23 protein-coding genes, 1 tRNA gene and 1 rRNA gene are annotated in these 26,572 nt (G+C 71.3%); 14 read left to right on the top strand and 11 right to left on the bottom strand.

The window, feature by feature from the left end; genetic code table 11:
* Both rrf and F9C41_RS39910 read left to right on the top strand, forming a co-directional pair.
* A 5S ribosomal RNA gene (gene rrf / locus F9C41_RS39915) occupies positions 1-100 on the top strand; the annotation flags it as partial.
* 346 nt (positions 101-446) lie between these two features.
* A complete protein-coding gene (locus F9C41_RS39910; RefSeq protein ID WP_155392045.1) occupies positions 447-1,013 on the top strand; it encodes a hypothetical protein in 567 nt (188 codons plus the stop codon).
* Between the two features lie 27 nt (positions 1,014-1,040).
* Here the strand turns inward: F9C41_RS39910 and F9C41_RS39905 are convergent, their stop codons facing one another.
* From F9C41_RS39905 to hppD, 5 genes are all read right to left on the bottom strand, one after another.
* Positions 1,041-2,306: an outer membrane protein assembly factor BamB family protein gene (locus F9C41_RS39905; RefSeq protein WP_155392044.1), complete on the bottom strand. Its 1,266-nt coding sequence runs from the start codon at positions 2,304-2,306 to the stop codon at positions 1,041-1,043.
* 161 nt (positions 2,307-2,467) lie between these two features.
* On the bottom strand, positions 2,468-3,535 hold the full coding sequence (gene hisC / locus F9C41_RS39900; protein WP_155392043.1) for a histidinol-phosphate transaminase: 1,068 nt from the start codon (positions 3,533-3,535) through the stop codon (positions 2,468-2,470).
* Positions 3,532-4,452, bottom strand: coding sequence for an RDD family protein (locus tag F9C41_RS39895; RefSeq protein WP_155392042.1), 921 nt, complete (start codon positions 4,450-4,452; stop codon positions 3,532-3,534). The genes hisC and F9C41_RS39895 overlap by 4 nt, the downstream gene beginning before the upstream one ends.
* A gap of 9 nt (positions 4,453-4,461) precedes the next feature.
* On the bottom strand, positions 4,462-5,187 hold the full coding sequence (locus F9C41_RS39890) for an RDD family protein (RefSeq protein WP_155392041.1): 726 nt from the start codon (positions 5,185-5,187) through the stop codon (positions 4,462-4,464).
* A gap of 111 nt (positions 5,188-5,298) precedes the next feature.
* On the bottom strand, positions 5,299-6,468 hold the full coding sequence (gene hppD / locus F9C41_RS39885) for a 4-hydroxyphenylpyruvate dioxygenase (RefSeq protein WP_155392040.1): 1,170 nt from the start codon (positions 6,466-6,468) through the stop codon (positions 5,299-5,301).
* A 186-nt stretch (positions 6,469-6,654) separates the two neighbouring features.
* Here hppD and F9C41_RS39880 point away from each other — a divergent pair, with 186 nt between their 5' ends.
* From F9C41_RS39880 to F9C41_RS39860, 5 genes are read left to right on the top strand one after another with little or no spacing between them, the layout of a single operon-like run.
* Positions 6,655-7,146: an RNA polymerase sigma factor gene (locus tag F9C41_RS39880; protein ID WP_155392039.1), complete on the top strand. Its 492-nt coding sequence runs from the start codon at positions 6,655-6,657 to the stop codon at positions 7,144-7,146.
* On the top strand, positions 7,146-8,372 hold the full coding sequence (locus tag F9C41_RS39875; RefSeq protein ID WP_155392038.1) for a hypothetical protein: 1,227 nt from the start codon (positions 7,146-7,148) through the stop codon (positions 8,370-8,372). Before F9C41_RS39880 ends, F9C41_RS39875 begins: the two co-directional genes overlap by 1 nt.
* 29 nt (positions 8,373-8,401) lie before the next feature.
* Positions 8,402-8,881 carry an Lrp/AsnC family transcriptional regulator gene (locus F9C41_RS39870; protein ID WP_155392037.1) on the top strand — a complete coding sequence of 160 codons (480 nt, stop codon included), beginning with the start codon at positions 8,402-8,404 and terminating at the stop codon, positions 8,879-8,881.
* Between the two features lie 47 nt (positions 8,882-8,928).
* Positions 8,929-10,248, top strand: coding sequence for a PQQ-binding-like beta-propeller repeat protein (locus tag F9C41_RS39865; RefSeq protein WP_155392036.1), 1,320 nt, complete (start codon positions 8,929-8,931; stop codon positions 10,246-10,248).
* 31 nt (positions 10,249-10,279) lie between these two features.
* A complete protein-coding gene (locus F9C41_RS39860) occupies positions 10,280-11,953 on the top strand; it encodes a fumarate hydratase (protein ID WP_155392035.1) in 1,674 nt (557 codons plus the stop codon).
* An 818-nt stretch (positions 11,954-12,771) separates the two neighbouring features.
* On the opposite strand, the gene F9C41_RS39855 is transcribed toward F9C41_RS39860, so the two are convergent.
* Positions 12,772-13,389: a helix-turn-helix domain-containing protein gene (locus F9C41_RS39855; RefSeq protein WP_155392034.1), complete on the bottom strand. Its 618-nt coding sequence runs from the start codon at positions 13,387-13,389 to the stop codon at positions 12,772-12,774.
* A 213-nt stretch (positions 13,390-13,602) separates the two neighbouring features.
* Here F9C41_RS39855 and F9C41_RS39850 point away from each other — a divergent pair, with 213 nt between their 5' ends.
* From F9C41_RS39850 to rlmB, 4 genes are all read left to right on the top strand, one after another.
* Complete coding sequence (locus tag F9C41_RS39850; protein WP_155392033.1) at positions 13,603-14,268, top strand: HAD family hydrolase; 666 nt, start codon at positions 13,603-13,605, stop codon at positions 14,266-14,268.
* Positions 14,269-14,392: 124 nt separating this feature from the next.
* Positions 14,393-15,112: a hypothetical protein gene (locus F9C41_RS39845; protein WP_155392032.1), complete on the top strand. Its 720-nt coding sequence runs from the start codon at positions 14,393-14,395 to the stop codon at positions 15,110-15,112.
* Between the two features lie 13 nt (positions 15,113-15,125).
* The gene (cysS, locus tag F9C41_RS39840) at positions 15,126-16,541 is read left to right on the top strand and encodes a cysteine--tRNA ligase (protein WP_155392031.1); all 1,416 of its coding nucleotides are present in this window, start codon (positions 15,126-15,128) and stop codon (positions 16,539-16,541) included.
* Positions 16,541-17,662, top strand: a complete 1,122-nt coding sequence (gene rlmB / locus F9C41_RS39835) for a 23S rRNA (guanosine(2251)-2'-O)-methyltransferase RlmB (protein ID WP_155392030.1) — start codon at positions 16,541-16,543, stop codon at positions 17,660-17,662. Before cysS ends, rlmB begins: the two co-directional genes overlap by 1 nt.
* A gap of 116 nt (positions 17,663-17,778) precedes the next feature.
* On the opposite strand, the gene F9C41_RS39830 is transcribed toward rlmB, so the two are convergent.
* Together F9C41_RS39830 and F9C41_RS39825 are read right to left on the bottom strand one after the other, a co-directional pair.
* Positions 17,779-19,170 (bottom strand): class II fumarate hydratase, encoded by a 1,392-nt coding sequence (locus tag F9C41_RS39830; RefSeq protein WP_155392029.1) that lies wholly within the window; start codon positions 19,168-19,170, stop codon positions 17,779-17,781.
* A 102-nt stretch (positions 19,171-19,272) separates the two neighbouring features.
* Positions 19,273-20,364, bottom strand: coding sequence for an ABC transporter ATP-binding protein (locus tag F9C41_RS39825; protein ID WP_155392028.1), 1,092 nt, complete (start codon positions 20,362-20,364; stop codon positions 19,273-19,275).
* A 266-nt stretch (positions 20,365-20,630) separates the two neighbouring features.
* Here F9C41_RS39825 and F9C41_RS39820 point away from each other — a divergent pair.
* Positions 20,631-20,703 (top strand) — tRNA-Thr (locus F9C41_RS39820).
* A 90-nt stretch (positions 20,704-20,793) separates the two neighbouring features.
* Here F9C41_RS39820 and F9C41_RS39815 read toward each other — a convergent pair.
* Entirely contained in the window at positions 20,794-21,033 is a 240-nt protein-coding gene (locus F9C41_RS39815) for a hypothetical protein (RefSeq protein WP_155392027.1), read from the bottom strand.
* Positions 21,034-21,283: 250 nt separating this feature from the next.
* Between F9C41_RS39815 and F9C41_RS39810 the strand changes: the two genes are divergently transcribed.
* Positions 21,284-21,700 (top strand): DUF3224 domain-containing protein, encoded by a 417-nt coding sequence (locus F9C41_RS39810; RefSeq protein WP_155392026.1) that lies wholly within the window; start codon positions 21,284-21,286, stop codon positions 21,698-21,700.
* 175 nt (positions 21,701-21,875) lie between these two features.
* On the opposite strand, the gene F9C41_RS39805 is transcribed toward F9C41_RS39810, so the two are convergent.
* On the bottom strand, positions 21,876-23,714 hold the full coding sequence (locus F9C41_RS39805; RefSeq protein ID WP_155392025.1) for a hypothetical protein: 1,839 nt from the start codon (positions 23,712-23,714) through the stop codon (positions 21,876-21,878).
* Positions 23,715-23,879: 165 nt separating this feature from the next.
* Between F9C41_RS39805 and F9C41_RS39800 the strand changes: the two genes are divergently transcribed.
* Entirely contained in the window at positions 23,880-25,664 is a 1,785-nt protein-coding gene (locus F9C41_RS39800; RefSeq protein WP_155392024.1) for a potassium channel family protein, read from the top strand.
* On the opposite strand, the gene F9C41_RS39795 is transcribed toward F9C41_RS39800, so the two are convergent.
* Positions 25,576-26,340, bottom strand: coding sequence for a phospholipase A2 (locus F9C41_RS39795; protein WP_155392023.1), 765 nt, complete (start codon positions 26,338-26,340; stop codon positions 25,576-25,578). The two genes, F9C41_RS39800 and F9C41_RS39795, sit on opposite strands and share 89 nt — an antisense overlap.
* Positions 26,341-26,572 lie beyond the last annotated feature (232 nt).

Genomic DNA, 26,572 nt, shown 5'->3' with positions numbered 1-26,572 from the left:
AGGGGAAACGCCCGGTAACATTCCGAACCCGGAAGCTAAGCCCTCCAGCGCCGATGGTACTGCAACGGGGACGTTGTGGGAGAGTAGGACGCCGCCGGACAAATATCGCTGTTCAAGGCCCACCCCCAGGGGTGGGCCTTGACGCGTATCCACACCCCTTTTCGGGCCCCTATCAGGGGCCCTTTTTTCGTGCCCGCCACCACGCCGGCTAGGTGTGTGATCGCTGTTTCGCGTCGAAAACGCGGTCCAGCCGCATGTCCTGACACGAAACGGCGATCAAGAAACGGCAGCCGTCAGACCCCAGCCGCTGTGCCTCCACGGGACGCACCCTGCCGGTGGCCGTGTTCGGGACTGCGGCAGAATCTGCGGAACCCGGTGCGCTGCCCGGGAGGCAGGTGTCGGACGAACTGGATTTTCGGGCGTCCGACGGGGAGGACCGGGATCTGATGAGCTACGAGCTGCAGGCCGTCATCGGCGCCGAGGCAGTCCTGCGGATGGTCGCCGCGCAGCAGCCCGGTGCCGTCGTCGTCCCGCTGCGGCAGGGGTTCGCGCTGATCCCCATGACGGATGAGCTGTTCGACTCGGCCACCGACGGCGGCCGCGGTGACGGCCTGAGGTTTTCGAAGCTTCCCGGCGGCTTCGAACGACTGCTGGCCGACTGGTCCACCACCGGTCCGCTGGGTTACGTCGAGGCGGGGTATGCCGGCGGGGCGGGTACGCAGCGGGCGGCGTTGTGGGCTGGTGGCGAGCTGGCCATCGGGCCGATGTTCGTCGACGTGAACGAGCCCTTCCCGGCCATCGGCAGCCCCATCTCGCAGGTCCTGGCGCACCTCGGTGCGACACGCCGGCGGCGCGACGCGGACGAGTTCGTGGCGGTGGGACTGGACCGCTGCCGGGACACCGAGGCGTGGCTGGCGGTCGACCGTTCCGTGATCCCCGATGTCGCCAGGTCACGTCGTCGACAAGGTCACCAGGCACCGGTGGCAGGGACACGCCGTCGAACCGTGCCATAGGTTCATGATCAGCCCGGTGGGGGTGGGTCAGGAGGCGGCGAGGAGTACGGGGCGGGGGCTGAGGTAGTAGTCGTCGTCGGGGGCGGTGGCCGGGGCGCCGGGGATGGTGCGGACGAGGACCAGGTAGCGGCCTGAGGTGTGCACCTGGGCGAGGTCGTATGCGGCGTCGGGTTCGTAGTGGAGCTGCAGCGACGTGCGGGACAGTTCCTTGCCCGAGGCGGCGCTGATCGAGATCAGCGTGTGGTCCGGCGCGAGCAGGAGCACCCGGTCGCCGGAGGCGGCCAGCAGGCGCGGCGGTGGTGTGGTGTCCGCGGCTGGTGGCTGCCAGGTCCAGCGGAGCTCACCGGTGCCGGGGTCACGGCCGTCGAGGCGGGTGACCGCGGCCGGATCCGGTGCGGTGGCGGCGATCCCGCCGGCGAGGACCGCACCGGGCGCCGCCAGCGGCGGGGACGGTTCGGCGGCCGGTCCGGTGAGCAGGCGACCCTCGGCGCCGGCCGGTCGGGTGAGGCGTACGCCCTGGCAGCGGGAGTGGCCGACGGCGCAGGACACCGGCTCGGCCGCGGTCACGCCACCGTCCAGGTCGGGCAGTGCCGTGCCGGTGGCGGTGTCGAAGCGCCGCAGGATGCCGGCGCAGGTGTCGTGCACCAGGTACTGCTGAGCCGAGGTGAGGTCGACGCCGCGGCAGCCCGCGGTCCAAGGTGCGGCGACCTGCCAGCGTCTGGCCCCGGTGGCCGGGTCGTATGCCGTGACGTGGGCGGGGCCGGCGACGATGACGGCGCTGTCGGTGGTGAACAGACCCGGCGGCTGGTAGACGGTCGACGCGCCGGTGCGCCGGCCGGTGTAGGCGTCGCCGAGGGTTTCGGCACTCACCTGCCAGGCGATCGTGCCGGTGCGGGCGTCCGTGCCGACGAGTTCGCCGTCCGACCAGGAGCTGACCACGACGGGACTGCCCCCGCCGACCGCGACGACGCCGACCAGCTGCGCGGGCCAGCGCCGCAGCGACCACAGCGCGCTGCGCTCGTACTTGAAGTTCGGCGGCGCGTCGGCCCAGACCTGCCGCTTGGCGGCGAAGACCCGGATCCGGTCGTCGAGCACGAGCGGGGCGGAGACCAGGACGCCGATCGGGCCCGGGGCGGGGATGACCGGCGCGGGGTAGGGCTTGCGCGCCGGCGTCACGACCTCGGCCGGGCCGAGCACGCGCCAGGCCACCAGCCCGGCGGCCGCCAGCAGCGCCACCGAGACTGCGCCGATCACCGCGAGCCGAGCTCCGCGGGGCAGGGTCCGCCACGTCATAGCTGCACCCTATTACGGGGGCCCGACCGCATTCCGGGGGCGTTCGACCAGGTGGCGGGCGAGCGATTCCGCATGACACGTCCATGGGTTCCGTCATCGAGAACCGCCCGGTACAAGGAAAGAGCGCCACCGGGTCGGCAGCGCTCTTTCGTGCGTCCGGATCAGACGAGGTACTTCTCCGCGGCGTGCAGCAGCGCGTCGTTCTCCTCGGCGGTGCCGATGGTGACGCGGACACCGTCGCCCGCGAACGGGCGCACGATGACGCCCTCGGCCTCGCAGGCCTGTGCGAACGGCACGGCCCGCTCGCCCAGCGGCAGCCACACGAAGTTGGCCTGGCTGGGCGGCACGCCCGGCAGCAGCTTCGCCAGTGCGATCTGCACCCGGTCGCGCTCGGCGATGACCAGGTCGCAGCGGCGGCGCATCTCCGTCTCGGCGTCCAGCGCGGCCAGTGCCGCGGCCTGGGCGGCCATGTTGGTGGAGAACGGGGTGACCACCTTGCGCACCGCGCCGGCCACCTCGGGGTGGGCCACCAGGTAGCCGATGCGCAGGCCGGCCAGGCCCCAGGCCTTGCTCAGGGTGCGCAGCACGGCGACGTTGGGCCGGTCGCCGTAGACCTCGACGCCGTCCGGCACCGCCGGGTCGGTGACGAACTCCTTGTACGCCTCGTCCAGCACGACGAGCACGTCGTCGGGCACCGCGGCGAGGAACTCGTCCAGCTCGGCCTTGCGCACGCTGGTGCCGGTGGGGTTGTTCGGGTTGCAGACCAGGATCAGCCGGGTGCGATCGGTGATCGCGGCGGCCATCGCGGCCAGGTCGTGGCCGTGCTCGGCGGTGTTCGGCACGCGCACCGAGGTCGCCGCGGTGGTGGCCGCGATGATCGGGTACGCCTCGAAGGAGCGCCAGGCGTAGAGCAGCTCGTCGCCGGGCAGGCAGGTGGCCCGTACCAGGTGCTCGGCGAGCGCGACGGAGCCGCAGCCGGTCACCACGCGCTCGGCGGGCACGCCCAGGCGCGCGGCGAGCCGGTCGCGCAGCGCGACCACGCCCATGTCGGGGTAGCGGTGCACGTTCGCGACGGCGTCGGCGACGGCCTCGACCACGCCGGGAAGCGGCCCGTACGGCACCTCGTTGCTGGCCAGCTTGATCGCGCCGGGCACGGAGCGGCCGGGCACGTAGTTCGGCAGAGCGTCGAGGTCGGCCCTGGTCAGGCCGCGCTCAGATCGTTCGCTCATGGTGTGCCTCTCTTCTCGGTACGGACCGGGTCGGGCAGGCGCACCACGTAGGTGCCCGCCGAACGGTCATGCCAGGCCAAGCGCTGCTGGCGGTCGAACAGGATGAATACGACGTCAACCATTTGAAGTATGACGAAGCACGGGCCGCAGCAGGACAGCAGCAGCAGCGGCATGGCCAGCGGGCTCCAGCGCCGCCAGGCCCGGCCCACGCCGAGCGGGTCCAGGTTCTCGGCCCGTACGACCTTGATGCGGGCGAGTCTCTTGCCCAGCGTCTGCCCGGTGTGCGCGGTCGCCGGCACCTCGTAGGCGAACCACAGCGCGAGCGCGATCAGGATGATCACGAGCAGCAGCGCGTCCATCTGCGCCGGCCGCTCCATGTCGAGCGGCAGCTTGCCGGTCTCCAGGTACTTGTCGCCGATGGACTCGGCGAAGGGGATGTACTCGCGCAGGAACAGGTAGATGAACCAACCGTTGACCACGACGTTCAGCAGCACCAGCGCGATCGTGTCGATGATCCGGGCGACCAGCCGGGCCCCGGGAGTGGCCAGGGGCAGGCCGTGCGGGCGCACCGGGGGCTGGGGCACCGGGTGCGGCCAGCCGGGCGGCAGGGGGCGCATGCCGGGGCCGGGCGGCATACCCGTCGGCGGGAACACCGGCGGCACGGCGCCGTCCCGGGCGCCGCTGACCGGAGCCTGCTGCCCCGGGTGGATCTGCTGCCCCGGGTGGGCCGGGTGGGTCTGCTGCTCCGGGTGCGTCGGCTGTCCCGCGGGCGGCGGCGGGGGAGGCGGTGCGGCGGGCGGCCCGTCCGGCGGTGTCGCGTCGGCGGGCAGGGGCGCACCGAGCCAGCCCTCGCCGTCCCAGTACCGCTGCGTGCTGGGATCGGCGGGGTCCTTGTACCACCCAGGACTGATCGTCATGACTGCTATTTAACCGACCTTCACCACGACGGTCTGCGCCGCCTTGTCATGCAGGCACTGTTGGAGCGGTTTGTCCCACAGCTGCCAGAACCCGTCGAGGTAGCTGAAGAACGGCACGAAGACACCCGCCACCCGCTCCACGGCCCAGCGCTTGGTCAGATCGCCCCGGGTCAGCGCCCGGCCGGGCTGCACCTTGATCACGCGCAGCTTCAGTACCCGCTTGCCGATGGTCTCGCCGCCCTTACGCAGCTGGTACTCGACCAGGTACAGGTAGGTGAGCAGCAGGTTGATCAGGAACACGGCACCGATGAAGGCGAACATGATCCCGAACATGCCGAAGATCTCCGACGGATCGGGTTCGCGGTAGGGGTCGCCGTAGGAGGTGTTCGTCTGCGTCGCCGTCCAGTCCATCACCGCGAACAGCCACAGGAACATCAGCGGGAACGTGAAGATCATGCTCACGGCCGAGACGATGACGCTGTCCAGGATGAAGGCGAGCAGGCGCTCGCCGAAGCCGGCCAGCGGCTGCCCGTTGGGCGCGAGCGGGACGGGCACATGCGACCAGGCGCCGGGCGGCGGAGGCGGGGGCACCCAGCCGGTGGGCTGCCCGGCCCACGGTCCGGGCAGGCCCTGCGGCGGCACGAGACCGGGCACGGGTGCCGGGCCCTGCGGCGGGACCGGGCCGCGCAGGTGCACCGGGTCGACCGGCGGCGGTGGCGAAGAGGGGGAGGTCATGCGCGACATCCTTCCATGTCCGCGCAGCCGTCGAGGGTACGCGCCAGGCGGGGAGAAGGGGCGCCTGCCTCGGCATACGCGTCGGCCGGCGCCCCCTGGCGGGCAGTGCGGTCAGAGGTTGCCGCGGGTCTCCTGCTCCCGCTCGATCGCCTCGAACAGGGCCTTGAAGTTGCCCTTGCCGAAGCCGAGCGAGCCGTGCCGCTCGATGAGCTCGAAGAAGACCGTCGGGCGGTCCTGCACCGGCTTGGTGAAGATCTGCAGCAGGTAGCCGTCCTCGTCCCGGTCGACCAGGATCTTGCGCTTCTTCAGCTCCTCGATCGGGGCGCGCACGTTGCCGATGCGGGCCCGCAGCTCCGGGTCGTCGTAGTACGAGTCGGGGGTGGCCAGGAACTCCACGCCCGCCGCGCGCATCGCGTCGACGGTGGCCAGGATGTCGTTGGTGGCCAGCGCGATGTGCTGCGCGCCCGGGCCGCCGTAGAACTCCAGGTACTCGTCGATCTGCGACTTCTTCTTGGCGATCGCCGGCTCGTTGAGCGGGAACTTCACCTTGCGGGTGCCGTTGGCGACGACCTTGCTCATCAGCGCGCTGTAGTCGGTGGCGATGTCGTCGCCGATGAACTCCGCCATGTTCGTGAAGCCCATGACGCGGTGGTAGAACTCCACCCACGCGTCCATCCGGCCCAGCTCGACGTTGCCGACCACGTGGTCGACGGCCTGGAAGAAGCGCTTGGGCGAGCCCGCCTCGACCGCGGCCGAGCGGTCCACGAGCGGTTCGCGGGCGACGAAGCCCGGCTCGAAGGGGCCGGTGTATCCGGAGCGGTCGAGCAGCGTGTGCCGGGTCTCGCCGTAGGTGGCGATGGCCGCGATGCGCACGGTGCCGTGCTCGTCCTTCTCGTCGTACGGCTCCTGCAGGCCGGTCGCGCCGTGCGCCACCGCGTACGCGTAGGCGGCGTCGACGTCGGGGACCTCGAGCGCGATGTCGGTGACGCCGTCGCCGTGGCGGGCGTGGTGGTCCGCGCCGGGCGCGGCCGCGTGCACCGCACCGCGCAGCACGAACCGGGCGCTGCCCGAGGTCAGCACGTACTCGGCGTAGTCGCGGAAGCCCTGCTCCGGGCCGCGGTAGGCGACCAGCGTCATGCCGAACGCGGTGGAGTAGTAGTGGGCCGCCTGCTTGGCGTTGCCCACCAGGAAGGCGATGTGGTCGACACCCTTCACGGGGAACGGGTCGGTCATCTGCGCCGGCGACGCGTGGGTGGCGGCCGGGTGCGCTACAGCGGTCATGTCGAAAGATTTACCCAGCTCCGTGACCTGGGCAACTGTCTCGTCCATCACTGATCAGATTGCGCAGAACGACTGATGGGCGGGCGGAAATGCTATACAACTTGACCAGTTATCGAATCGTTATCAAGCCTTGTCATGCTCGGGCGGCTCCCGGGCGTATCCCCGGTGACAAGGGGAGACGGGGCCATGGACGACTTCGCTGACTTCTACCTCAGCGGCAAGGACGCGGTGTTCCGCGCGGTGCTCGCGGCGGGCGGCGACCGGGCGGGCGCGGAGGACGCCGTGGCCGAGGCGTACGCCCGGGCCTGCGCGCGCTGGGAGACGGTGCGCGCCCACCCCAACCCCACGGCCTGGGTGCTCCGGGTCGCGTTCAACGTGCGGCGTTCGGTGTGGCGGCGGCTGCGCAGGGAGGTGCTCGGCGATCCCCCGGACCGGGCCGCCGCCGTGACCGCGCCGGGCGGCGGGCTGCGCCGCGAGCTCGCGGCGCTGCCGCGCCGCCAGCGGGAGGTCGTCGCGTTGCGGCTGCTGGCCGACCTCAGCGTGGCCGAGACGGCCGAGCTGCTCGGCATCGCTGAAGGCACCGTCAACACCCACCTGCACCGCGCCGTGCAGGCTCTGCGTCACCAGCTAACACCGACCGTGCTGACCGCGCTGAGGCCCACCACGGAGGTGGCGTGATGACCGTTGACGACCTGCGGCGGCACCTGGCCGAGGAATACGCAGAGGAGCGCTTCACCATGACCGTGCGCGAGATCGAACACCGCGCGCGGCGCTCTCGCCGCCTGGCCGCCTGGGCGGTCGCCGGCGCCACCGTGCTGCTGGTCGCCGGGTTGCTGGCCTGGCCGCCGGGTCGGGTGGATCGGGCGGACCCGGTGGCGACGCCGAGCGCGTCGGCCGACGCGACCGCCTGGCAGGCCGGGTTCGCCGCCGAGTGCGACCGGAAGTGGCTGGAGTTCGATCGCGGCGCCCTGCGAGCGGAGGACCGGGACCGGTTGCCGCCCCTGCTCATCGAGCGGTTCGACGGCGAGTTGGGCATCCGGTTGTACGGCAACGACTGGCTGACCGCGGAGTGCGAGCGCACCGCCCACGGCGTGACGATCGGGACCGAGCATGCCGCCGACAACACCCGGCGCCTGCTGATCGACGTCGGCACCGGCATCACCTACATCGGCCGGTACCGCGGGCGTGCGGTCAGTTCGGAGGCCGGTCGGCAGCTGAGTCCGGACGAGCTGGCCGGCGACTATCTCGTCGGGCGGGTGCCGGCCGGGGCGACCGCTGTCACCGCCGTCGCCCCCGACGGGCAGCGGTTCCGTGGGCAGTTCGGCGGTGGCTTCTTCCTCGTGTGGGCCCCCCGCGGCGGCCTTCTTGACGCAGTGGTGCAGGCCGACGTGGGCAACTCGGAGATCCTCGTGGCCCCGAGTTCCCGCTTGCCGGGTGACTACGACGAGCGGGCGACGGACCAGGCGTGCCGGGCCAACCTGGCGACCGAGTTCACGGCGGCCGGTTCCATCGCGATGCCGCCCCGGCGGTTCACGCTGCGCGACGGCGAGCGGTCCCTGCACCTCTACGGCGCGCCGGACATGATGGTCGCCTGTTCCCGCGACGACGGGATGGTGCGTGCGGTCGTCACGCGGCTGAGCCCGTACGCCTCGGTATCGGTCTGGCGAGAGCTGAAGTACTTCCGCAACGCGACGAGTGTGTCGGGCTGGGTAATGGGGGTGGCGCCCGAGGGGGCGACCGGCGGCACGGTCACGTTGAACAGCGGACGCAAGATCCCGCTGCAGATCTCCCAGGGCTGGTTCGCGTGCCGGTGGACGGCCGAGTACGACGACGAGCGTGCGGTGGGCATCGAGGTCGCCGCAGGTTCGATCAAGTACACCCCGGTGATGAACGGCGTCGGGTGACCCGGTGGTGGCGGTGACATGATGGGCCGGTGACTCCCACCGTGGACGAGCTGGACGTACGCCTCGTCGAGCTGCTGGCGGCCGAGCCGCGGATCGGCGTGCTGGAGGCCTCGCGCCGCCTCAAGGTGGCGCGGGGCACCGTGCAGGCGCGGCTGGACCGCCTCGTCGCGCGCGGTGTCATCAAGGGCTTCGGCCCGGAGCTGGACCCGGCGGCGCTCGGCTTCGGCGTCACCGCGTTCATCACGCTGGAGATCCGCCAGAGCGGCGGCCACGACCCGGTCGCCGCGCACCTGTCGACGATCCCCGAGGTGCTGGAGGCGTACACCATCACCGGCGGCGGCGACCTGCTCTGCCGGATCGTGGCCCGGTCCAATGCCGACCTGCAGCGGGTCATCGACGAGATCGTTTCGTACGACGGGATCCTGCGTGCGTCCACATTGATCGCGCTGGCCGAGCAGCTGCCCTACCGGACGCTGCCGCTGGTGGGGAAAGCCGCCCGACACGGGTGAATCGGACAGTCACTCACGTTTGACGGTTTCGTGGCTACTCTGACCGGATGGCTCAGGGTAGGGCTGGCGCAGGCTGGCTCGTGGCAGTGGCCGTGGCGCTGACCGTGCTCGTGAGCACCGGCGTCTGGAACCCGTTCCCTGACCTCTGGACCTGGATCAACACGAGCGGCCCGGTCGCCGATCCGATGCCGCGCTGGCAGGAGCGGCTCGGCGGCACTCCGCAGACGGTGACGCTGACCGACGACTTCGTGGTCGTCGAGCACCGGGACTCGGTCGAGGCGCTCAGCCGTTTCACCGGCCGGCGCAACTTCTCGACCGAGGCGGACTGGTCGGCGGTCGCGGGTCCCACCGACAAGCCGGTCATCGTCGCCGGGAAGCTGCTGGTCAAGGGATACCAGGTGCTCGATCCGCGGAGCGGCGCGGTGGTCTGGCGCGACGGCGAGGCCTCCGCCGTGTGGACGTACCGCGACGAGATCGTGGACGTCGCCTGCCGTACGCCCAAGGATTGCGAGGTCTCCGGCCGCAGCCCCGCCACCGGCTCGAAGATCTGGTCCACCGGCCTGCCCGGGATGGGGTTCGTGCTCTTCGCCGACAATCCGGAGCTGCTGGGCACCAAGCCGATCGAGTCGGACCGGATCGCGGACCGCCACGAGCCCGGGACCCGCCCCGAGCTGCTGGCCTTCCCGATAGACGGCAAGGTGTACGTGGTCGACCCGCGCCGGTCCGAGCCGCGCCTGGACCCGCCGCTGGAACCGGGACGGCGGGACAAGGTCACCGTGGCGGGCGGGCGCATCGTGCGCAGCAGCGTGACACCGCGCGACGGCGGCTGCGACATCGTCGTCGTCGGACTCGACGCGGTGAGCAGGCAGCGGGTGTGGCCCCTGCCGGCCGGGCAGCACCTGCGCACGTTCGACGGCGGCGGCTGCGATCAGCGCCGCCTGCCCGCGGGCACCGACAGCGTGCTTGTCGGATTGACGATCGACGGGCGGGAGCAGCTGATCGAGGCCGGATTCGGCGAGCAGGTGCTGCTGTGCGCGGTGGGCGAGCACATCCTCGGGGTCACCGGCGGGTTGGCGCTGGTGCGCTCCGCGGACGGCCGCAGGCTGAGCGCGGTGGTGCCCGACGGGAAGAACCCGGGCAAGCCGAAGGCGCTGTGGCATCGGAAGATCAGCCCGGAGGCGTCGGCGGCGCTGCGGGGCACCGTGGTGGTGGTGTCCGACCGCGGCCCGAACCGGGTGATCGCACTGAACCCGGAGGACGGCAAGGTCCGTAAGGAGGTCAAGTCCGACGCCGAGGTGCTCGCGGCCGACGACAAGGGCCTGCTGCTGGGCCAGCGGCGTGATCTCGGTTACCTCCCGTTCGATTAGCCAGGGCGCGAATTCTGCGGCCCGATGGCACATGAGTACCCTTTTTCGCGTGACTGACTTCGCCTACTCCTCGCTGCTGCCCCTGGGCGCGGACACCACCGACTACCGCCTCGTCACCGACGAGGGCGTCGACGTCGTCAGCGGGCCGGGTGGGCGCAAGTTCCTCACCGTCGAGCCGGAGATCTTCACCCAGCTGACCTCCGAGGCGATGCACGACATCGCCCACTACCTGCGCCCAGCGCACCTGGCCCAGCTCACGTCGATCATCGACGACCCGCTGTCCTCGCCGAACGACCGCTTCGTCGCCAAGGACCTGCTGCACAACGCGAACATCGCGGCCGGCGGCGTGCTGCCGATGTGCCAGGACACCGGCACCGCGATCGTGATGGGCAAGCGCGGCCGGCACGTGCTGACCGACGGCAACGACGAGGCCAACATCGCCCGCGGCGTGTACGAGGCGTACACCAGCCTCAACCTGCGCTACTCGCAGCTCGCGCCACTGACCACCTGGGACGAGCGCAACACCGGCACCAACCTGCCCGCCCAGATCGAGCTCTACGCCGAGGACCCGGACGGGCACCCGGACGCGTACAAGTTCCTGTTCATGGCCAAGGGCGGCGGCAGCGCCAACAAGTCGTACCTCTACCAGGAGACGAAGGCGCTGCTCAACCCCGCCTCGTTCATGCGGTTCCTGGACGAGAAGCTGCGCCTGATCGGCACCAGCGCCTGCCCGCCGTACCACCTGGCGATCGTCATCGGCGGCACGTCGGCCGAGCACGCGCTCAAGACCGCGAAGCTGGCCTCGGCGAAGTACCTGGACAACCTGCCGTCGTCGGGTTCGATGCTGGCGCACGGGTTCCGCGACGTCGAGCTGGAGGCCGAGGTCCTGGAGCTGACCCGCAACTTCGGCATCGGCGCGCAGTTCGGCGGCCGCTACTTCTGCCACGACGTGCGCGTCATCCGGCTGCCCCGGCACGGCGCGTCGTGCCCGGTCGCCATCGCGGTCTCCTGCTCCGCGGACCGCCAGGCCCTCGCCAAGATCACCCCCTCCGGCGTATGGCTGGAGCGCCTGGAGACCGACCCGGCCCGCTACCTGCCCGAGGTCACCGCCGAGGACGTCTCCGACGAGGTCGTCAAGATCGACCTCAATCGGCCGATGGCGGAGATCCGCGCCGAGCTCGCGCAGCACCCGGTGAAGACGCGGCTGTCGCTGTCCGGACCGCTCGTCGTGGCCCGCGACATCGCCCACGCGAAGATCGCCGAGCGCCTCGACGCCGGTGAGCCCATGCCGCAGTACCTGCGCGACCACGCCGTCTACTACGCCGGACCGGCGAAGACCCCCGAGGGGTACGCGTCCGGCTCCTTCGGCCCGACCACGGCCGGCCGCATGGACGCGTACGTGGAGAAGTTCCAGGCCGCGGGCGGCTCCTACGTGATGCTCGCCAAGGGCAACCGCAGCGGCCAGGTCACCAAGGCCTGCCAGGCGTACGGCGGCTTCTACCTCGGCTCCATCGGCGGCCCCGCCGCCCGGCTCGCCCAGGACTGCATCAAGAAGGTCGAGGTCCTGGAGTACGCGGAACTCGGCATGGAAGCGGTCTGGAAGATCGAGGTCGAGGACTTCCCCGCCTTCGTCGTCGTCGACGACAAGGGCAACGACTTCTTCGCCGAAACCTCCAAACCCACCCTCACCATCGGCCGCCGCTGACCCACCCCCGCTTCCCGGGGCCACGGTCCGCCGCGCGCAGCGCGCGTTGATCGTCGGACTTGCCTGGCACCTGTGCGTATCTTGATGTGCCTTTCGCACAGGTGCCTGGTAAGTCGAGCGATCTAGGGTGCCGGCCGCGGGAGCGGAGGGCGGTTTTGGCCTCGCGGACGATGCCCGCGAAGTCGGTGCGCATGCGGCGGCTGGTCACGTGCAGGACGATCCAGCCGTCGTTGACGAGCAGGTTGAGCCGTCGGCGGTCGAGGTGGAACTGGTCGGGGGCGTCGTGCCACGCGCCGTCGTAACGATCGCGACCTTGAACTCCGGCCAGGCGAGGTCGGGGTGCAGCACGCGGCCGCCCACCGCAACCGGATGCTGCAGTTCGGGCCGGGGCAGTCCGGCCCGGACCAAGCCCAGCCGGAGACGGGACTCCTGGGGTGACTCGGCCCGTGCTCGGCTGTCAGCAGCCCTTCCCGCAGGGCGTCGGACCCACGGAACACCTGCCAGGCCAGTCGCCTGGGTCGATCGACACGAAGCACGCCGCACAGCGTGCCCCAAATCCGCGATCCCTGTGCACGATCCTGTGGATAACCGGCCGAACCCCTGTGGACAACCATGTGGATCGCCTGTGGGCACTTGTGGACGACGGCCCGCCGCCCACCCTCCCCACGCCCGCTCAAGGTCACTCGACTTGCCAGGCACCTGGGCGAATGGCGCTTCAAGATACGCACAGGCGCCAGGCAAGTCGGACGATCTCGGCCCACGGCCCACGGCCCACGGTCAGCGGCGACCAGCGGCGGTCCGCGGCGGCGGGCGGTGGGTCAGGTGAGGGCGGTGGCGATCGTGGTGGCGGCGGCTACGACGAGGGGGCCGACGGTGGGGGTGTCGAGGGGGGCCAGGGCTACGACGCCGACGGAGGCGCGGAGGCCTTCGACGTGGTGGATGCGGGCGGCGATGCCGTATGCGCCGGGCTGGAGTTCGCCGGTGGAGACGGTCCAGCCTGCGGCGTCGGAGAGGATGGCGCGGCCGGCGGCGCCGGAGGCGAGCGGGTGCCGGGAGCCGGTGCGGTAGGCGACGTGGAACATCGTCGAGCTGGGTTCGACGACGGCGACCGCGACCGCCTCGTCGCCGTCGGCGACCGTGAGGTGGGCGGTGGCGTGGACCTGGTCGGCCAGGCGCCGCAGCGCGGGCAGTGCCGCGTCGGCCAGCAGCGGCTGGGCGCGCCGGGCCAGGTGCAGCAGGCCGAGGCCGAGCCGCAGCCGCCCGCCGGAGTCACGACGGACCAGGGAGTGCTCGGTGAGCGTGGTGACCAGCCGGTACACCACGGCGCGGCCGACGCCGAGGCGGTTGGCGGCCTCGGTGACGGTCAGCCCGCCGGGGGTGTCCGCGACCAGGGTCAGCAGGCGCAGCCCACGGTCGAGCGTCTGTGCGGTGTCCACGGGCTAAGCGTAGGCGTCGACGGACGTGAGTCGAGAGCGGAGTGATCAAGGCGGCGTACGACGCGGACGAGACGCTGCTCGACCTGCGTCCGGCGATCGATGAGCGCCTGGCGCAACTGCCGGACGGGCCGCGCCGTCTCGCGACATGGGACCAGGTACCCCCTGCGAGTGACGGTGCAAGGCGCTGACCTGCGGTTCCGCTAACGTGTACCGATGATCACAACTGTCGCCTTCGACGCCGACGACACGCTGGTGGACATCCGCGCCGCCGTGACGGCGGGCCTGAGCGCGGTCACCGCCGCGGTGGCCGACCCGGCGCTGACCCTGGAGCTGTTCACGGCGGACGCCGAGGAGCACTGGACGCTGCTGGCCGACCGCCACGCGCGCGACATCCGGGCTGCCGCGATGCGGCACACCCTGGCCCGGGCGGGGCGCGAGCACGAGCTGGACCGGTGGCTGGAGCTGTTCTTCGAGGTGCGGTATGCGCACTCGCGCCCGTTCGACGGGGTGACCGCGGTGCTGGACAAGCTGAGCCGGGACTACCGCCTCGGGTATGCCACGAACGCCAACAGCCTGGCCGACCGGTGCGGGCTCGGCGGCCGGTTCGCGTTCGAGCTGTACGCGCTGGAGAACGGGGTGCCGAAGAAGCCGGCCCGGGGCTTCTTCGAGGCGGTGCTCGCGGCGGCGTCGGCGCAGGCGCACGAGGTGGTGTACGTCGGGGACTCCTACGACCATGACGTCGCCGGTGCGGCGGGCGCCGGTCTGCGTACCGTCTGGCTGAACCGGGCGGGCGCCCCCGCGCCCGGACCGGTCCGGGCGGACGTGGTGATCGCCGACCTGGCCGAGCTGCCCGACGCGGTGGCGGCGCTCAACGGCTGATCCAGCGCGCTTGCCGAGTTCTGGCACCATGCCCGGCATGGTCGACAGGATCACGGGGGCGGACGGGCGGCAGTGGTGGGTCGGGCGGCGCTGGCTGCCATGGCGACCGCGCCGTCGGCGCAGCGTGCCGGAGGGCGAGCCCGAGTTTCTGAAGCTGGCTGACGGCTCGCTGGGGTGCGCTTCCGTGTTGATGATCGTGCTGGCGCTGCCGGTGCTGGTCGTCCTGGTTGTGCTCGCGGTCGAGTGGCTGCTGGTGCTGTTGCTGCTGCCGTTGTGGGTGCTGGCCCGCTTCCTGTTCGGCGCGCCGTGGTTGATCGTGGCCCGGGGCAGGTCGCCCGAGGGCCGGCGGTGGCGCTACTACGGCAAGGTCAAGGGCTGGCGGGCCGGCACGGACATGATCGACACGGTCCGCGCGGAGATCGCGCGTCACGGCGAGCCGCGTTCGCTCGGCGCGCCGGTCGCTGCGGAGCAGGCCAACATCGTCGTGGTGGGCGAGGTCTCGCTGCAGCTGGTGCAATCCGGCGAACCCCTGGAGATCCCCGGCCAGGTGTACGGCACGACGTCGGGATATGCCCGCAACGGGTGGCTGCGCGGGCACTTGCGGGCCGACACCGTCTCGCTGAGCATCTCGCAGGGCGACGGCATCGCCCGCCGGGCCATCCCCGTGCTCGGTGGTTCGGCGCTGCCGGAGACTCCGTCGACGAAGGCGGACCGGGCGGCGATCGGGGACGCGGCCGTGATCGGCGTCACCGGCACTGATGGCCGTGAGTATCGAATCGCCGTCGATCCGGATGAGCTTGATGCGTTGCGGTGGCTGCAGTCGCGATGGATCGCCCCGCATTGACTATCCTTATGCGGTGACGTTGAGACTCTTTGACACCGCGACCAGACAGGTGCGCGACTTCGTGCCGCGCGTTCCCGGTCAGGCCTCCGTGTACCTGTGCGGTCTCACCGTCCAGTCCGGCCCGCACATCGGCCACCTGCGCTCGGGCGTCAACTACGACGTGCTGCGGCGCTGGCTGCTCCACGCGGGCTACGACGTCGTGTTCGTGCGCAACATCACCGACATCGACGACAAGATCCTCGCCAAGTCGCTGGAGCAGGGTCGCCCGTTCTGGTCGATCGCGTACGCCAACGAGGTGACGCTGGCCGCCGCCTACCGGGCGCTGAACGTGCTCGCGCCGACCTACGAGCCGCGCGCGACCGGGCACGTGCCCGAGATGCACGAGCTGATCACCGAGTTGATCGAGCGCGGCAACGCGTACCCGAGCAACGACGGCAGCGGCGACGTCTACTTCTCCGTCGGCTCCTTCGCCGAGTACGGCGCCCTGTCCGGGCAGCGGCCCGACGACATGCTGGCCGCGCCGGACGGCCCGGAGCGGGCCAAGCGCGACCCGCGCGACTTCGCCCTGTGGAAGGGCGCGAAGACCGCGGAACCCGACGACGCCGAGTGGCCCTCGCCGTGGGGCCGCGGCCGGCCCGGCTGGCACATCGAGTGCTCCGCGATGGCCAAGCGCTACCTGGGCGCGGAGTTCGACATCCACGGCGGCGGCCTCGACCTGGTCTTTCCGCACCACGAGAACGAGCAGGCGCAGTCGCGTGCCGCCGGGCTGGCGTTCGCCCGGTTCTGGGTGCACCACGGCCTGCTCAACCTCGGCGAGGCCAAGATGAGCAAGTCGCTGGGCAACGTCATCGACCTGGAGTCGGTGGTCGAGCGCGGGCTCCGGCCCGTCGACCTGCGCTACTACATGCTGGCCCCGCACTACCGGGCCCGCATCGACTTCAGCTGGGGCGCACTGGAAGAGGCCGCGACCGCATACCGCCGCATCGAGGGCTTCGTGCAGCGCGCCGTGGAACTGGTCGGCGTCGTCGAGCCGACGGCGCTGTGCGCCGACTTCACCGCGGCGATGGACGACGACCTCAACACGTCGGCCGCGCTCGCGGCCCTGCACGAGGTCGTCCGCGAGGGCAACACCGCGCTGGCCGCCGGGAACGACAAGGACGCCGCGGGCGCGCTGGGCAGCGTCCGGGCCATGCTCGGCGTGCTCGGCATCGACCCGCTGGACGCGGCCTGGGCCGACGCCAAGGGCGGCAGCGGCATGCGCAGCACGGTCGACGCGCTGGTCGCGCTCGCCCTGGAGCAGCGCACGGCCGCACGTGAACGTAAGGACTGGGCCGCCGCGGACGCCGTGCGGGATCAGCTGAAACAGGCCGGAGTCGTGGTGGAGGACACCCCGCACGGTCCACGCTGGACGATCGGAAGTGAACTGTAATGCCGGGCAACTCGCAACGCCGGAACATACGCCAGATCAGCAAGAAGAGCGCCGCCAAGGGCACGGGCGGCAAGAACAAGGACACCCTGAAGGGCCGCGGCAAGACGCTGCCCGCCGACGAGCGTCCGTGGCACAAGGGTTACTCGGGCACCGAGAAGCTGCCCTCGAAGACCGCCTGGAAGCAGGACAAGGAGCGCAAGGCCGCCGCCGTCGAGGGGCGTGCTCCGAAGATCGGCAAGCCCGGCAGCAAGGACACCACCTGGGGCCGCGGCAGCGGCGGCAAGGGCGCCCCGACCCGGCGCACCCCGGCCGGCCGGGGCGGCGCACCCGTGCGCAGCGGCCCCCGGGTCGCCCCCGGGCGCAAGTCGCAGACCCCGAAGGACGCGCCCGAGCTGCTCGTCGGCCGCAACCCGGTGGTCGAGGCGCTGCGCGCGCACGTGCCCGCGACCGCGCTCTACGTGGCCCAGGGCCTCGACATCGACGAGCGCGTCACCGAAGCCGTGCGCACCGCGGCCGACCGTGGCATCCCGCTCCTGGAGATCAGCCGCGCCGAGCTCGACCGGCTCACCGGCGGCGTGCTGCACCAGGGCATCGGCATCCAGGTGCCGCCGTTCGCGTACGAGAGCTTCGACGACATGCTCGCCGCGTCGATCGAGCACCCGGAGCCGCTGCTGGTGGCGCTGGACGGGGTGACCGACCCGCGCAACCTGGGCGCGGTGATCCGGTCGGCGGCCGCGTTCGGCGCGCAGGGCATCTTCGTGCCCGAGCGGCGTGCCGCGGGCATCACCGCGACGGCGTGGCGTACGAGTGCCGGTGCCGCGGCGCGGCTGCCGGTGGCGCAGGTGACCAACATGACCCGGTCGCTGAAGCAGGCGCAGGCCGAGGGCTTCGTGGTCGTCGGGCTCGATGCCGACGGGGAGACCGACCTGTACCAGCTGGAGGCGGCCGTCGGGCCGCTGATCGTGGTGGTGGGGTCCGAGGGGCGTGGGCTGGGTCGGCTCGTCGGGCAGACCTGTGACATGCGGGTGAGCATTCCGATGGTGTCGGAGGTCGAGTCGCTCAACGCCTCCGTGGCTGCGGCCGTGACCCTGGCCGAAGTGGCGCGCCGCCGGGCGGCGTGACGGGGTCGCGCTCGGCGCGTCGTTTTCTCATAGACACTGGCCTATCACGTTGAGTTTGATCTACAAATACTCAACGTGATAGGCTGGCGTCTATTTAAGAGCAGGCCGGCGGGCGGTCAGTCGGGCTGGCGGGTCATGGCGAGCACGTCGAGGGCCGCGTCGAGCTGCTCCTCGGTGAGCCTGCCGGCTTCCACGTGGCCGCGTTCGACGACGACCTGGCGGATGGTCTTGTTCTCGGCGAGGGCCTGCTTGGCGACGGCGGCGGCCTCCTCGTAGCCGATGTGCCGGTTGAGCGGCGTCACGATCGACGGCGAGCCCTCGGCGTAGAGGCGGGCCACCTCCTCGTTGGCCCGCAGGCCCACGATGCACTTGACAGCGAACAGGCGGCTGACGTTAGCCAGCAGGGTGATGGATTCCAGCAGGTTGCGGGCCATCACCGGGAGCATGACGTTGAGCTCGAAGTCGCCCTGGGAGCCGGCGAAGGCGACCGCGGCGTCGTTGCCCATGACCTGGGCGCAGACCTGGCGGACGGACTCGCAGATGACCGGGTTGACCTTGCCGGGCATGATCGACGAGCCGGGCTGCAGGTCGGGGATACGCAGCTCGCTGAGGCCGGCGCGGGGCCCGGAGCCCATCCAGCGGATGTCGTTGGCGATCTTGTAGAGGCTGACCGCGGCGGTGCGGAGTTGCCCGGAGAGCTCGACCAGCGCGTCCCGGGCGCCGTGCGCCTCGAAGTGGTTCTCGGCCTCCTTGACGGGCAGGCCCGTGTTGGCGGCCAGCCGGCGGTAGACCTCGCGCCGGAACTCGGCGCTCGCGTTGACGCCGGTGCCGACGGCGGTGCCGCCCAGCGGCAGCTCGGCGACGTGGGGCAGGGTCGAGGCGATGCGCTCGGCGGCCCGGTGCACCTGCTGGGCGTAACCGGAGAACTCCTGGCCCAGGGTCACCGGCGTGGCGTCCATCAGGTGGGTGCGGCCGGACTTCACCACGTGCGCGAACTCGCCGGCCTTGCGCGACAGCGCGTTCTCCAGCTCCAGCAGCGCCGGGCGCAGCTCGTACGCCACCAGCCGCAGCGCGGCCAGATGGATCGCCGACGGGAACACGTCGTTGCTGGACTGCGAGGCGTTCACCTGGTCGTTCGGGTGCACGGCCCGGCCCAGGCGCTGCCCGGCCAGGCGGGCCAGCACCTCGTTCATGTTCATGTTGGTCGACGTGCCCGAGCCGGTCTGGAACACGTCGAGCGGGAAGTGCGGCGCGAAGTCGCCGTCGGCGATCTCGCGGGCGGCGGAGGCGATCGCGCCCGCGGTCTGCGCATCCAGGTCCCCGGTGGCCGCGTTCGCCTCGGCCGCAGCCTCCTTGATCTGGGCAAGGGCGATGATCAGGGGGTACGGCAGGGGAGTGCCCGAAACTGGGAAGTTCTCTATGGCCCGCTGGGTCTGCGCACCCCACAGGGCGTCGACGGGCACCCGCACCTCGCCCATCGTGTCGTGCTCGACTCGATACTCCGTCATGGCTCCATCCTTACCCGGTGGAGCACGGCTAAGCGAAGATCGGCGCGCGCATCACAAAAGGGCGGGACCGTTTCCGGTCCCGCCCTTTACCTACTGCTTGCGTCAGATGCGCACGCCGGAGGCGGCGTGGAACGCGTGGTGGCTACCGACGACCGGCTTGACGAACACGGTGTCGCCGAGGGTCGGCATCGCCTGACGGGTCGTGGTGACCACGAACCGCTCCTCGCCACCGTTGATCGCGGCGTGGCCGTACACGTTCGCGTTCGCGCCCAGGTCCTCGACCAGGTCCACGACGATCGGCATGCCGCCCTCGCTCGCGCCCACCAGGTCCGAGTCCTCGGGACGGAAGCCCACGGTGACCTGGCCGTTGCCGCCCTCGGCCTGCGCCAGGGCGACCTGCTCGCGGGTCAGCGGGAGCACCATCTGGCCGAACACCGCGCCGCCGTCGGTCAGCTGCACGGTCTTGATGTTCATGGCCGGGGAGCCGATGAAGCCCGCGACGAAGACGTTCGACGGCCGGTCGTACAGCGCACGCGGGGTGTCGCACTGCTGCAGCACACCGTCGAGCAGCACGGCGACGCGGTGACCCATGGTCATGGCCTCGACCTGGTCGTGCGTCACGTACACGGTGGTGATGCCCAGCTGCGACTGCAGCGTGGCGATCTGCGAACGGGTCTGCACACGGAGCTTGGCGTCGAGGTTCGACAGCGGCTCGTCCATGAGGAAGACCTGCGGCTCACGCACGATGGCGCGACCCATGGCGACACGCTGGCGCTGACCGCCGGAGAGCGCCTTCGGCTTGCGGCTGAGGTACTCCTCCAGCTGCAGCATCTGCGCGGCCTTCTTGACCCGGACGTCGATCTCCGACTTCGGGGTCTTGCGCAGCTTCAGCGCGAACGCCATGTTCTCGTACACCGTCATGTGCGGGTAGAGGGCGTAGTTCTGGAAGACCATCGCGATGTCCCGCGACTTCGGCGGGAGGTTCGTGACGTCCTTGTCGTTGATGTAGATCGCGCCCTGGTCGACGTCCTCGAGACCGGCCAGCATCCGCAGGCTGGTGGACTTGCCACAGCCGGACGGGCCGACGAGGACGAGGAACTCGCCGTCGTTGATCTGGAGGTCGAGCTGGTCGACAGCGGGGCGGTCCGTGCCCGGGTAGATCCGGGAGGCCTTGGAATAGGTGACGGTAGCCACAGGGGTGTGTCCTTCCACCGGCAGGAACGTGCCGGACGATCCGAGTGAAAGTGAAGTGCCGACTACGTTCGCACGAACCCGGCGTTCGCCAAAGTAACCGCGTAACGGCGTGTAAACAAGCCCGTGGATCATCAGGTGGAACGCGTCTGCCAGGCAAAACGGACGGTATGGTGATGATCGGTACGAAACTCCGGGGAATCCGGTAGCGGACCCGGTGCTCCCGCCGCGTACCATCGCTGGGTACGGCGGCTCCTCGCACCGTGCATGCCGGCCTGGCGCAATTGGTAGCGCACCCGACTTGTAATCGGAAGGTTAGGGGTTCAAGTCCCCTGGTCGGCTCCGAGATAAGCCCAGGTCAATGCCCAGAACCCGACAGCGGGTCTGGGCATTGACGCTTCCCCGGCCCGTGGTGACAGCAAAGTTGCATGGTCAGCGCCGCTTTCGGTCACCGGGGAAGAAGACCAGGCGGAACGCCGCGACCATGACCCCCGGCAGCGCCATCATCAACCAGAGCGCAGTCATCTCGGTCTCATAAGCAGACATGCTCCCGAAGAGGACCGCCAGCACCGCAAGGTAGGCCCACAGATACACCTCGCGGTTGATCCGGCTGGTGGGTGTGATGCAAGCCGGCACGACCAGGCACACCGATATACAGAACAGCAGCCCCATAAGAACGACCATCGGCGGTCACCCCACATCTCGACTGTCCGGACGAGGCCTACGCGCGGTTACGGCAGTAGAGCACCGTACCGGGGCGAAGGCGATCGGTCGCATCGGTGCGCCCGCTGCTTGGACGTTGTAGCTGTACAGCAGCGATGTACAGCAACACCGTCGCCCGCTCTCGGCCGAGTCCGGCCATCACCGTTGCCTGTCGCAAATTTTCAAGACCGCGCGGGCGACCGGAAATACGGTTTCGTGCATGACGGATCCGAACAGCCCAGCGCCGGCCGCCACACGGACTCTCATCGCAGAGTTCGAGGTCAGCGGCTGGGACCCGAGTGTCTACGACGAGCCCGGCGAGGGCCCGGCCCTCGCGCGGGTCACGGTCCGCAAGAACTTCCGCGGGGTCGTCGACGGTGCCAGCGTCGCCGAAGTTCTCACCGCGGCCGGCCCGGACGGCCGTGGCTACGTCGCCTCCGAGCGCTTCACCGGAACCATCGACGGCCGGGCCGGCACGGTGGTCTTCCAGCACGGGGGGCTCGACGACGGCAAGGATCCCCAGACCTTCGGGCACGTCGTGCCCGGCTCGGGGACCGGACAGCTGGCCGGGCTCGCTGGAGAGATCACTTTGGTACACGGCGAGTCCGGCGCCCACGTGACCCTCGTCCTGCGCTGAGCATCCATCTCGCCGACCGACTATGCGCTCGTCGGCACGAATCGTGCGCCGGATGGGTCGACGGTGAGCCTGTGGGCGAGCGCGTCCCCGACGGGGCCGTCTCACGGGCCTGGACCCGGTGACGTGCGCGAGGGGGCGGATGCGTGTCGCATCCGCCCCCTCGCTTGTACGCCTGTCAGACGAGCGTGTCGCTCTCCAGCGGCAGCAGGCCCGCGGCGGTGCCGACCAGCGGCAGCGCGCGCAGCACCTCCATGGAGGTGGCCATGTTGCCCAGGATCGGCAGGTCGTTGACGAGCGGCAGCTGACCCAGCAGGCTGCCCACCGGCAGGCCGCCGAGCCCGCCGGCACCACCGGCGCCGCCGGTCAGGCCGCCGGTGAGGCCGCCCAGCAGCGGCAGCTCGCCCAGGCCGGGCAGGCCCGCCTCGGTGGTCGCCGACTCGGCGTACTCCGCGTCCTCGCCGGCGATCGGGCGCTCGGTGGCCCGGTGCCGGCCGACGTGCTGCGGCTGAGCCAGCGTGGTCGGCGCGGTGATCTGCTGGCCCACCGGCAGCTGCGTGTCGACGACCGGGGTGGGGTTCAGCAGGTTCGCGCCGCGGCCCGGGCTGATGCCGTTCAGCCCACCGGTGATCTTGCCCAGTGCGTCGCCGACGAGCGGCAGCGAGCCGACCACGGGCAGCGCGGTGCCGGGCTTGCCGCCCTGCACGATGCCGCCGGTGAGCATGCCGCCGACGACCGGGATCTTGGTGACGGTGTCCAGGCTCAGCTTGCCGTTGGCCAGGTCGCGTACGCCGGGCAGCTGCTTGGCGATGTCACCGACGACCAGGATGCTGTCCAGCGGGCCGCCGTTGCCGAGTACGCCGTCGAGGATCGGCAGCTTGTCGACGAACGGCAGGCCCTCGGCCGTGGGCAGTCCCTCGGTCGCGAGCAGGTCGTCGTCGACACTCTTGTGACCCATCGCGTCGGCGATGAGCGCCGGCACGATCTGCGAGGTCGCGTCGGCGACCTGCTGGGACAGCGCCGGGTCGAGCGTGATGCCCTGGCTGTCGGACGGGTCGAGCGCGTCCACGTCCAGCAGCGGGTCGACGACGTCCTGGCGCATCAGCATGTCGGACGGCATGCTGGTGGGCGCTTCGTCGACCCACTCGCCGAAGGTGTCCTGGGCGGCGTCGCCGTCGGCGGAGACCGGTGCGGGCGCCGGCGTGGGCTGCAGCCCGGCCAGGTCGTTGCGCTCGCCGGTGAGGCTGCCGGTCAGACCGCCGGTGAGGCCGCCGAGCGGGTCGGCTGCCTGGCCGCCGCCGTTGAGGCCGCCGCTGAGCCCGCCGGTCAGGTCGCCCAGGCCGCCGGTAAGGCCGCCGAGCGGACCGTCGCCCCCGGTGAGGCCGCCGAGCGGGCCGCCGCCACCGGTCAGGCTGCCCAGCGGGCTGCCGCCGCCGCCGAGCAGTCCGCCCAGGGTGCCGCCACCGTCGGGACCGCCCATGAGACCGCTGGTGAGGCCGCCGAGCGGACCGTTGGTGAGGCCGCCGAGCGGGCTTCCGCCCGGCTGCGCGCCGAGCAGGCCGCCGAGCGGTCCGCCGGAGAGCATGCCGGTCACGCTGTCCAGGCCCGGCAGACCCTCCTCCTTGGCGGCGCCGTTGAGCAGGCCGGTGCTGTTCAGCAGGCCGGTGCTCGGCAGCGCGCGGGTCAGATCCGGCACCTTGCCGGTGAGCGAGATGTCCTGCACCCCGGGCGCGTACGCGGTGACGCCGAGGTCGCCGGTGCCGCGCGTGATCGAAAGCGGGCCTTCTGCGAGCAGCCCTGCGTTCAGCCTCGTGTCGGGCATGTCGAGCGACAGGCCGAGGTCGTGCAGGCCGCCCGTCGGAGAGAAGAGGTCGGCCACCAGCCCTCGCATGGCCTGAAGATCGGCGGTCGGCTGGGCCTCGGTGGCCGTTTCAGCGTGCGCGACGCCATTGCCGAGAAGCATGACGCCGCCCGCCACGCCCACGGCGCCGACGGCACGGTAGAACCACTTGTTCATGTCCATCCATTCGATTGCTGACCGATGCACCCCGAACCGCAGGGTGCTGCATGGTGCATTCGTCTGATGGAGCAACGACCAAAAGGGGCATATCGTCGCGGGAAAGACATGTCTGGCGATCCCTCAGGGGTAGTACGGGTGGTGCGTGGTCGATAGCATCCGGGCGTGCTCACCCCCTCCTCGGTAGTGGCCAACCTCCGCCGTACCCGCAACAACCACTTCGTGATCAACGGCTCCGACGGCCTGGCATACCGCCTGGCCGAGCAGCTGACCACGCGCTACGGCGTGGACGTGGTGGTGCTGATGACCGCCGATCAGCGGCGCGACGCCCGCGACTTCAACGAGCTGCCGCGGGTGCGCGTCGTGGTGGTCGAGCGCGTCGACGAACGCGCCCTGGTCAAGGCCGACGTCGCCACCGCGATCGGGCTGGCCCTCACGGTCCAGGACGACGTCGGCAACATCCACGTCGCGCTGCAGGCCCGCGATCTGGTGCCGGGACTGCGGCTGGTGGTCCGGATGTACAACTCCCACCTCGGCCGCGGCATCGAGGAACTGCTCGGCAACGCCCGGGTGCTGTCCGATGCCGAGATCGCCTCACCGGCACTGGTCGCGCTGGCCCTCGACGAGGTCAACGCGGTGCCGCTGCCCGTCGGCGGCCGCACCCTGGTGGTCGCCCGGCGGGCCGAGGTGGCTCCCGGCGACGTGGTCTGCGGGCTGGTGGACACCACCACCGGCGGCACCGCGCCCGACCTGCTGCCCGCCGACCCGGGACGGGCCGACCTGGTGCTGGCCGAGGCACGGGTGAGCAGCGGGGTGGCCGACAGCGTCGCCGACACGGTGACCACCGTCGCGCGCACCGTACGCCGCAACGCGCGCCGCTGGCGGCTGCCCGCGGTCGTGGACACCGCGAAGACGCTGATCTCGCGCCAGTTCCGGATCGCGGTCGTGGTGGTGCTGCTGATCCTGGTCGGGGCCGGTTTCGCGTTCGCGCGCACCCGGCCGGAGGTCGCCTCGTTCTGGGACGGCGTCTACGTCACGCTGGTCAACGCGCTCGGCGGCCCGCAGCTCGACGCGGACATCCCCGGTTGGCAGCAGGTGCTGCAGCTGCTCGTCGCACTGGCCGGGCTGGCCCTGGTGCCGCTGATCACCGCCATGGTCGTCGAGGGCGCGGTCAACGCCCGGCTCGCGGTGGCGCAGGGGCGGCTGCGGCTGCCCGAGGAGGACCACGTCGTGCTGGTCGGCCTGGGCAACGTCGGCACCCGGGTGCTGCGGCTGCTCCACGACCGGGACATCCCGCTGGTCGCGATCGACGTCAAGGAGGAGGCGCGCGGCGTGCCGCTGGCCCGCGAGCTGGGCGTGCCGCTGATCATCGGCGACGCGAGCCGGGAGAGCACGCTGCGCTCGGCCCACGTGCAGCACTGCCGCGCGCTGATGACGCTGGCCAGCAACGACGTCATCAACCTGGAGGCGGCGCTGCACGGCCGCAACCTGCAGCCCAAGCTGCGGGTGCTGGTCCGGCTGTTCGACGGCGACCTCGCCGCGCGGGTACGCAAGACGTTCAGCATCCGGTTCACCCGGAGCGTGTCCTACCTGGCCGCGCCGGCCTTCGCCGAGGCGCTGATGGAACGCGAGGTCATCGGCACCATCTCGGTCGAACGCCGGGTGCTGCTCGTGGCGGAGGTCGTGGTCGGCACGGGCTCGGCGCTCGCCGGCCAGCGAGTGGCCGTCGCGGACGCCGCCGGCGCGGTACGCGTGATCGCGCTGGCCGAGTTCGGCGAGCCCCGCCCGCTGTGGCGGCCCGCGCCCAACCGGGTGCTCCAGGCCCGTGACCGGATCACCGTGGTCGCCAGCCGCGACGGGCTCAGCCGGCTGATGCGCCAGGCCGCCGGAAACGGCGTGGACGACGACGCGGACCCGATCGAGCAGGGAGCAGGCGCGAGCGTGCCGTGACCAGGCAGCCGCCACCGGCCAGGGCCAGCAGCACGAGGCCCGCGGTGCGCGGCAGCCCGGACGTGTCGACGGGCGGCCCGGAGACCTGACGCCAGGAGTTGAAGCCCACCCCGGCGGCGAACAGGGTGACGGTCGCGTCGCAGCTGGCCGGAGTCGAGTCGGCGACGCACTGCACCCGCAGGTCGTGGTCGAGCAGCAGGTCGATGTCGGCGCGGGCCGCCGGATCCAGCGGCGCGCCCCGGCGCTGGGCATACCGCAGCAGGTCATAGCCGAAGTCGTGCGCCTTGCAGGCCGTCGCGAAGTCGAACGGGCGGCCCTCACCGGGCACCGAGCACGAGCCGCTCGGGTTGATCACCCGGAGCGAGCCGTCGGCCAGCCGTGCGGTGCCCGGGGTGTAGTGCATGACCTGCGCGAAGTCCTCCGGCACGGCGGTCAGGTCGCCGGTCGGCAGTGCGTGGATCATGTGGGTGGCGGCGGCGTCCGCGCTGACCTGGGCGTTGCCGGGGGTCGCGACGGTCAGCGCCGCGGCGATGCCGACGCCGAGCACCAGCAACGAGCGCAGCCAGCCCGGCAGCGGCCGACGGCCGGCGGACGGCAGGCGGCGTGCCCGGCCGTCGGGCCTGGCCCGTTCCGCGGAGAGCCTGGCGAGGGCGGCCAGGCGCGTCCGTGATCGCATCGTCGCGACCCTCTCGCTGCGCACGGCCCGACGGGGTGCCACGCCGCTCGGCACAGCGGCGAGTCCGGACCGGGCAGCCACGCTACCTGCGGTTTTACGGATCGCCCAGCCCTGTCACCCGTTCGCGCCCACATCACCCCCACCCCCCACGCATAAACGTTGGCCTATCCAGATGAAGACGATCGCGAAAAAGTCATCCAGATAGGCCAACGTCTATGAAAAGCGGAGTGGC

This window comes from Catellatospora paridis (genome assembly GCF_009720365.1).
Lineage (GTDB): Bacteria > Actinomycetota > Actinomycetes > Mycobacteriales > Micromonosporaceae > Catellatospora > Catellatospora paridis.
Note: the sequence above shows the minus strand (reverse complement) of the source record. Positions and strands in the feature narration are given on the sequence as shown.

Excerpts from the sequence above, each read along its gene's own strand:
- F9C41_RS39910 (WP_155392045.1), top strand. The coding sequence starts at position 447 with ATGAGCTACGAGCTGCAGGCCGTCATCGGCGCCGAGGCAGTCCTGCGG.
- F9C41_RS39905 (WP_155392044.1), bottom strand. The coding sequence starts at position 2,306 with ATGACGTGGCGGACCCTGCCCCGCGGAGCTCGGCTCGCGGTGATCGGC.
- hisC (WP_155392043.1), bottom strand. The coding sequence starts at position 3,535 with ATGAGCGAACGATCTGAGCGCGGCCTGACCAGGGCCGACCTCGACGCT.
- F9C41_RS39895 (WP_155392042.1), bottom strand. The coding sequence starts at position 4,452 with ATGACGATCAGTCCTGGGTGGTACAAGGACCCCGCCGATCCCAGCACG.
- F9C41_RS39890 (WP_155392041.1), bottom strand. The coding sequence starts at position 5,187 with ATGACCTCCCCCTCTTCGCCACCGCCGCCGGTCGACCCGGTGCACCTG.
- hppD (WP_155392040.1), bottom strand. The coding sequence starts at position 6,468 with ATGACCGCTGTAGCGCACCCGGCCGCCACCCACGCGTCGCCGGCGCAG.
- F9C41_RS39880 (WP_155392039.1), top strand. The coding sequence starts at position 6,655 with ATGGACGACTTCGCTGACTTCTACCTCAGCGGCAAGGACGCGGTGTTC.
- F9C41_RS39875 (WP_155392038.1), top strand. The coding sequence starts at position 7,146 with ATGACCGTTGACGACCTGCGGCGGCACCTGGCCGAGGAATACGCAGAG.
- F9C41_RS39865 (WP_155392036.1), top strand. The coding sequence starts at position 8,929 with ATGGCTCAGGGTAGGGCTGGCGCAGGCTGGCTCGTGGCAGTGGCCGTG.
- F9C41_RS39860 (WP_155392035.1), top strand. The coding sequence starts at position 10,280 with ATGAGTACCCTTTTTCGCGTGACTGACTTCGCCTACTCCTCGCTGCTG.
- F9C41_RS39850 (WP_155392033.1), top strand. The coding sequence starts at position 13,603 with ATGATCACAACTGTCGCCTTCGACGCCGACGACACGCTGGTGGACATC.
- rlmB (WP_155392030.1), top strand. The coding sequence starts at position 16,541 with ATGCCGGGCAACTCGCAACGCCGGAACATACGCCAGATCAGCAAGAAG.
- F9C41_RS39830 (WP_155392029.1), bottom strand. The coding sequence starts at position 19,170 with ATGACGGAGTATCGAGTCGAGCACGACACGATGGGCGAGGTGCGGGTG.
- F9C41_RS39815 (WP_155392027.1), bottom strand. The coding sequence starts at position 21,033 with ATGGGGCTGCTGTTCTGTATATCGGTGTGCCTGGTCGTGCCGGCTTGC.
- F9C41_RS39810 (WP_155392026.1), top strand. The coding sequence starts at position 21,284 with ATGACGGATCCGAACAGCCCAGCGCCGGCCGCCACACGGACTCTCATC.
- F9C41_RS39805 (WP_155392025.1), bottom strand. The coding sequence starts at position 23,714 with ATGAACAAGTGGTTCTACCGTGCCGTCGGCGCCGTGGGCGTGGCGGGC.
- F9C41_RS39795 (WP_155392023.1), bottom strand. The coding sequence starts at position 26,340 with ATGCGATCACGGACGCGCCTGGCCGCCCTCGCCAGGCTCTCCGCGGAA.